The sequence below is a fragment of the Shewanella seohaensis genome (assembly GCF_023283775.1).
Lineage (GTDB): Bacteria > Pseudomonadota > Gammaproteobacteria > Enterobacterales > Shewanellaceae > Shewanella > Shewanella seohaensis.
In genome coordinates this window covers 1-2,546 of sequence record NZ_JAKILE010000030.1, presented here as the reverse complement: position 1 = coordinate 2,546, position 2,546 = coordinate 1, and the positions used below count along the sequence as shown (strand labels likewise).

Here is a 2,546-nt window from a genome sequence, read left to right as displayed (position 1 = left end):
ATGAGACCGCATCTGAGTTTGAATATGGCAACCCCTAATCAGGTGCACAATAGAAAAGGCCAGCTACTGGAGCTGGCCTAAAAACTGTCAACCTATCTTAGGACGAGACACGCCTAGCTTAACAGGCTTATCTCTTCGCAAATACCAAGCTCACCTTAGCTAACCTTGGCCTTGCCATTATCCCTTCGCCAACGTTTCATCCGCGGTGTTGATGTTATCTTGTTCGTCAACCTCAGATTGCGATGGCTCTTCGGCCTTGGTTTTAGCTTGCTGCTCAAGCCGTTGGCGCTCAGCTTCAGTTTCCTCCTCGGCCTTGGCTTTCGCTAGGGCTGCTTCTTCCGCCGCTTTGGCCTGTGCAGCTAGCGCCTCTTGCTCGGCAATCGCCTGTTGGATTTTCGCTTCTTCAAGCGCCTCAACGGGCAATAGGCTGATTAACTCTATGCCGTTGGGGAATTGGGTGTCATTACCTGACACAATCACCACTTTGCCCTCTTTGGTCAGATACACTAACGGCAATGCCGTTTCGCCATAACGTTTGCGGAAATGCTCGAAGGTGAAGTTTTCAGTTAAATTAGTGACTTTAAGCTGCGCCCCTTTCGCCATTTGACTGGCAATTTTGGCGTAGGACACCGCATCACCAAACAAACATAATCGCTGTTTGTAAGTCTCAGATAATTGATGGCGCGCGCTGCCTTGCTCGGCATTATTAAGGCCGAAGACCTTTTTAGAACCTAACACATCTTGAAAATAAAAGGTCACCAGCGGGTTTAACTGCTTATAAGGCGACATGATCAGCACTCGACCAATCCCAGTTAAATCCATATAGGTTTCAGCATGTTCTGAGGCAGGGTTACCAAAATAGACCGGAATATTATCCATCCGCGCAAGGCGAATATTATCCCAGTTGCTGTCGGCCAACAGCACTTTGACATCTTTGCTTTTTAAGATTTTTGCCAGCTCGCGGGAAAACTTCGAGGCTCCGAAAATTAATAATCCTTGCGCCGAACCCGACGTCACTCCAAGGTATTTCGCCCAGCGGCCCGCGGTTAAACTTTGGATAACGACAGTGCCGATAATGATTAAAAATACCAAGGGCACAATAGCATCGGCGCCCTGCACATTGGTTGCCTCTAACTTAATGGCGAATAAGGAAGATACGGCCGCCGCCACAATCCCCCGCGGGGCAATCCAACATAGGAACCACTTATCGGCTCTCGAGAGTGACGTCCCAATGCCTGACACCCAAATACTGAGCGGACGTGCAATCAGCATAGTCACGGCGAGCACTCCTACGCCGCCCCAGCCTAAATCCATCATGGCACTCGAATCGAGTCTTGCGGCTAACAGGATAAACAGAGCCGAAATCAACAGCACAGTTAGCGTTTCTTTGAATTCAAGGATTTCAGCAATATCCACACCACGCATATTCGCTAGCCAAATCCCCATTACAGTCACTGTGAGTAATCCGGACTCTTCCTGCACTAGGTTGGAGCCGACAAAAATCCCCAGCATAAGGGTTAATACTGCGGTATTACGTAAATAATGCGGCAATAAATTGCGGCGGATCACTTGGCCAATAAGGTAACCTGACGCCGCGCCTAAGCCTAAACCAAGCGTGAGCATGGAGCCTAGTGCATAGAGCACATGGCTCGTTGGGTCACCAGATACCGTAATGTATTCAAATACTAATACAGCAAGTAGCGCACCGATAGGGTCAATCACAATCCCTTCCCAGCGTAAAATGCTCGCCAGTTGCGACTTAGGCCGTACGCTGCGCAGCATAGGGACAATCACGGTCGGCCCCGTGACCACCACGAGGGCGCCAAATAACAATGCGACCTCCCAGCTAAAATTGAGCAAATAAAAGGTCGCGACACTGATACAGCCCCAGGTGATCACCATGCCGATGCTCACTAAGTGGGTCACCATGCGGCCATGGTCTTTAATCTCTTTAAAATTGAGGGTCAATGCGCCCTCAAACAGGATCACGGCTACACCGAGTGAAATGATAGGAAACAATAAATCCCCAAAAATCTCATCGGGATTGAGTACCCCAAATGCTGGGCCTAACATCAAACCACAGAGTAATAACGGTAAAATTGCAGGTAACCTAAGCTTCCAACCAACCCATTGACAAAATAACGAAAGCACCCCGATAAGTGCTAACATCCCAGTGATTTTTTCAACCATATAACTTCCTTTAGTTGGCATGGAGTGGTCAGTATTAACCCAACCTAACACGCTTTTTTCATACAGAAAAATGAACTATTGGTGATAACAATAGCAGCAAAAAATGCAGTCCTGTAACTCGAATATGTCGATTGACAGCGAATATTCAGCTTTCAGTAGAAATAAAGGGGTAACAAGAAACAATACCTTAGGCATTAGGTAAAGGTATTAAGCAGAAATACAGAGGCAAAAACTCTGAAAAGATATGTCTCGTCCTAAGATAGGTTGACAGTTTTTAGGCCAGCTCCAGTAGCTGGCCTTTTCTATTGTGCACCTGATTAGGGGTTGCCATATTCAAACTCAGATGCGGTCTCATA

Annotated in this window: 1 protein-coding gene; it reads right to left on the bottom strand. The window is 47.4% G+C overall.

The window, feature by feature from the left end; genetic code table 11:
* Positions 1 to 177: 177 nt before the first annotated feature.
* Positions 178 to 2,190 carry a cation:proton antiporter gene (locus tag L2713_RS20420; RefSeq protein WP_248969101.1) on the bottom strand — a complete coding sequence of 671 codons (2,013 nt, stop codon included), beginning with the start codon at positions 2,188 to 2,190 and terminating at the stop codon, positions 178 to 180.
* Between the last annotated feature and the right edge of the window lie 356 nt (positions 2,191 to 2,546).

Bases quoted from the DNA above. Each gene is read 5' to 3' on its own strand.
- L2713_RS20420 (WP_248969101.1), bottom strand. From the start codon at position 2,190: ATGGTTGAAAAAATCACTGGGATGTTAGCACTTATCGGGGTGCTTTCG.